Origin of the sequence: Mesorhizobium kowhaii (assembly GCF_042431665.1) — a bacterium.
Lineage (GTDB): Bacteria > Pseudomonadota > Alphaproteobacteria > Rhizobiales > Rhizobiaceae > Mesorhizobium > Mesorhizobium kowhaii.
In genome coordinates this window covers 1-3272 of record NZ_JBHLYT010000126.1, presented here as the reverse complement: position 1 = coordinate 3272, position 3272 = coordinate 1, and the positions used below count along the sequence as shown (strand labels likewise).

Here is a 3272-nt window from a genome sequence, read left to right as displayed (position 1 = left end):
CGGATCGATCAAAATGGCGGCCCTTGAACATGACAAACTCCCGGAAAGCAGGAGCAGCCGTCATGCAGCAATGACCTTTCCGAAAAGTTTGCGACGGAACCCCGGCGCTTGAGACATGGAGAAGCGAGACAGTCAGCCACCTTGTCTGGTCACAGCGCATTCCTTTCCAATGAGTAGCGAACTATAAGGGGAGTGCTGTTTGGCCATTCTCGATCCAGACTGCTCGCCAAGCGCTCCAGGATACATTTGTTCGTGGCTCTGGCGAGTCAGGGAAACGGCGCGCGCGTAATCGCCTTCCAAGTGGACGCGCAACACTGACGAATCAAGCTCCGTCACCACGTTTTTTAGTTCCCTGGAGACCGAATAAGCGCCGGTCCGTGCTATAAGTTGCAGGGCAAAATCGACGTCGCTTATAATGCATATGTCGGCCCTGTCGTTGTCCTCCATACAGACCGTGCCGACTTCATGCCGATCAAGCAGCGCGCGGAGGTTGTCGCGTTCGGCACGGCTGGCGGAGGATAACACCACCGCGTCGCGAGCCACTGTCACGGAACGGGCTTTTCCATCACCTGTTACAATCGTGCCCGTGACGGCTCCGTCGCTAGTGAGCGATTTGCACACAATGGTGACGCCGTGCTTTTCAGCGTAATCCACCGCCCTGTGATGAAGCACCTTTGCGCCATGTCGCGACATCTGTGCGATAGCTTTATAACCAATCTTTGGAATTAGTTGTGCTCCCGAGACAAGATAGGGGTCTGCTGTGTAGACACCTGGAACGTCAGAGTAAATTTCGCACGTACGTTCCCCGAGCATAGACCCGATTACAATAGCTGTCATATCTGAGCTGTTTCTACCAAGCATCGTTAACCTGCCGGCCCGATCAATCGCCTGGCCGCCTGCGGCGATGACAACGTCATGCTCGAGCAACGCAGTAGCGATTGGCTGAGGATCTGTCCTTTCTATGGATGCACGACCGAAGTCTGAATTCGTATGGATTCCTACGGCATAGCCGTTCAGAGAGGTTACCGGAATCCTTAAATGGCTAACAGCGGCCTCCAGCAGGCAAGCACTGAGCATCTCTCCCGTTGCGAGTGCCGCATCGAGGTTCGACGATGATGCTTGCGTGTTGATATCGAGCAGGACTGCCTTCAGCCTATCGGTTGTTCCTGACATTGCGCTGACCACGACAACAATTTTGTTTTCCTCTGCTGCTAGTCGATCTGCTATGTGGCCTGCAACTCGACCGTAGTCTCCAGGACGTCGAAAAGATGATCCCCCAAATTTCAATACGGTCGTATTCATGTTCCACCAATTAGGTTGTTGGCAATTGCAAGCTGCGCGATGAGGAACGCATTAAGGGCAGCCCCGACCTGGAGATTGTCTGCGACCACCCAGATCCAGAGCCCGCACTGGTTCCCAGGATTTCCTCTAACCCGCCCAACATGAACATCCGAAGGATTTTCCAGAAAGCGCGGCATCGGATACTCTATGCGAATTCCGCTTGGGTAGAGCCGAACACCGGGCTCGTTCGTTAGTAGGTGATGAACCCGCTCGAGGCGAACCGGCTCTTTGAACTCAAGATATACCGCCTCGGAGTGCCCATTCAATACGGGAACTCGAACGCAAGTGGAGGTTATCTGGAGTTGAGGCAAACTCAAGATTTTTCGAGACTCTTCAGTTAGCTTGCGCTCTTCAACGGTCACACCTTCCGGGGTCATCTCGCCAACTTGCGGTATTACATTAAAAGCAAGAGAGAAAGGGAAACGCCTAGCGCTTGGTCCCGAGCGTCCTTTCAGGGCGCTTCTGGTACCATCCAACAGCTCGTCAATCCCAACTAGGCCGCCCCCCGAAGCGGCCTGGTAGGTGGTCAGGATGATCTGATTAATACTAAATGCGGTTACCAGCGGCCTCAGCACCCGGACCAGCTGGATCGTGGAACAATTTGGGTTTGCGACGATATTCGACTGCGGGCGAGCGGCAAGCGCTTCCGGGTTAACTTGCGGTACAATAAGTGGCACATTAGAGTGCATTCTAAAGGCGTTCGAGTTGTCAATCACAAGAGTGCCTGCGGCAGCGAAGCGAGGTCCCCATTCGGTGCTTATTGTGCTGCCCGCGGAAAAGAATGCGATGTCGGCGGAGGTATTGCCACTTTCGCCGAGTGGCTCGACGATGCAGATCCCATCACGGAACTTCAACTGACGGCCGCTCGAATTGCGGGACGCTAGCAACCGCAACCGGGAGATAGGAATTTGGCTAGACTCCAGCAACTTTATTAATTCCGCCCCTACGGCTCCGGTCGCACCAACAATAGAAATATCGAAAGCTCTCATGACATCTCTCATGTAGACATTGAGGTAAACGCGTTCCGCCGGGGTAGTCTGTGCAGCAAAAGAGGCAACGCCGCAGCGTCATCTAGTACGTAGTCGACGCCGAGTGAAAGCAATTGCTCTTTCGTTTTGGCTGCCTGATCTCGGGTAATTCCAAGATTGCCGCCTACTATAATTGGGCAGGCGATAAGAAGATTGTTTTTTGCATCCTTTATTGACTTCAAATCCTCATAGGCGTGGCCGTTCAGGCTGCCTATAACTATCGCGTCCGCGTAAGGATGTGACTGGAACGCGGACACGAACTCGTCGACGGGCGTGCATGCGCCGAGGTTGATAACATCAAATCCGGAGACGCTGAGTTCATATTCAATGAGCTTGTTCGCCACCACATGAGCGTCACTCTCGGCGACGCCGAGAATGATGATCCGGCTTCCAGAGGGCTGTTCGATGCCAGGTCGCAGCCTAGCAGATAAGTTCATTGGTTCCTCCATTCGTTGTTCCTGCGTTGAGATCGACTTTAAGCTCCCCATTGGGCGTGGCCAGCTCACCGCACACAGTATGCAGAGATGTAATTTTAAAAAACTACGAGAGTTGGTAGGGAAGTACGCCTCCGGCGAGGGCCGCCTTGCGCGAACATGGCCCGGTAGCGAGGCTGCGCTCTTGAGGTCGTCCTTACGAGCGTAGTCAGCACAGCAGTAGCCAGATGACGGTGTTGACCGGGCCGGAACGCCGTCGTCGTTGGAGTGAAGAGGATCAGTGCCGGATACTGGCCGCAGCATTCGCGCCGGGGCCACGGTGGCGGCGGTGGCGCGTCAGTACGATGTCGCGACCAGCCTGATCTATGGTTCTGTCGCAAATCGTGATTTCGGTCACGACGCGACGCTTTCGCGCCAATGATCAGGCGGCAAGGATCTCGAACTGCTCGGCAATTGAAGGGCATGGATT

General features: G+C 54.5%; 4 protein-coding genes. 1 reads left to right on the top strand and 3 read right to left on the bottom strand.

All coding sequences use genetic code 11. From position 1 onward, the window contains the following. Positions 1–132: 132 nt before the first annotated feature. The 3 genes from ACFFNA_RS35900 to ACFFNA_RS35890 are packed head-to-tail and all read right to left on the bottom strand — an operon-like array spanning position 133 to position 2806. The gene (locus ACFFNA_RS35900; protein WP_378924695.1) at positions 133–1302 is read right to left on the bottom strand and encodes an amino acid kinase family protein; all 1170 of its coding nucleotides are present in this window, start codon (positions 1300–1302) and stop codon (positions 133–135) included. Then, positions 1299–2330 (bottom strand): aspartate-semialdehyde dehydrogenase, encoded by a 1032-nt coding sequence (locus ACFFNA_RS35895; protein WP_378924693.1) that lies wholly within the window; start codon positions 2328–2330, stop codon positions 1299–1301. The genes ACFFNA_RS35900 and ACFFNA_RS35895 overlap by 4 nt, the downstream gene beginning before the upstream one ends. Before the next feature lie 8 nt (positions 2331–2338). After that, positions 2339–2806 (bottom strand): cobalamin-dependent protein, encoded by a 468-nt coding sequence (locus ACFFNA_RS35890; protein WP_378924691.1) that lies wholly within the window; start codon positions 2804–2806, stop codon positions 2339–2341. Between the two features lie 277 nt (positions 2807–3083). On the opposite strand from ACFFNA_RS35890, the gene ACFFNA_RS35885 reads away from it, so the two are divergent. After that, positions 3084–3224, top strand: coding sequence for a hypothetical protein (locus ACFFNA_RS35885; protein ID WP_378924689.1), 141 nt, complete (start codon positions 3084–3086; stop codon positions 3222–3224). Positions 3225–3272: the final 48 nt, after the last annotated feature.

Bases quoted from the DNA above. Each gene is read 5' to 3' on its own strand.
- ACFFNA_RS35895 (WP_378924693.1), bottom strand. From the start codon at position 2,330: ATGAGAGCTTTCGATATTTCTATTGTTGGTGCGACCGGAGCCGTAGGG.
- ACFFNA_RS35900 (WP_378924695.1), bottom strand. From the start codon at position 1,302: ATGAATACGACCGTATTGAAATTTGGGGGATCATCTTTTCGACGTCCT.
- ACFFNA_RS35890 (WP_378924691.1), bottom strand. From the start codon at position 2,806: ATGAACTTATCTGCTAGGCTGCGACCTGGCATCGAACAGCCCTCTGGA.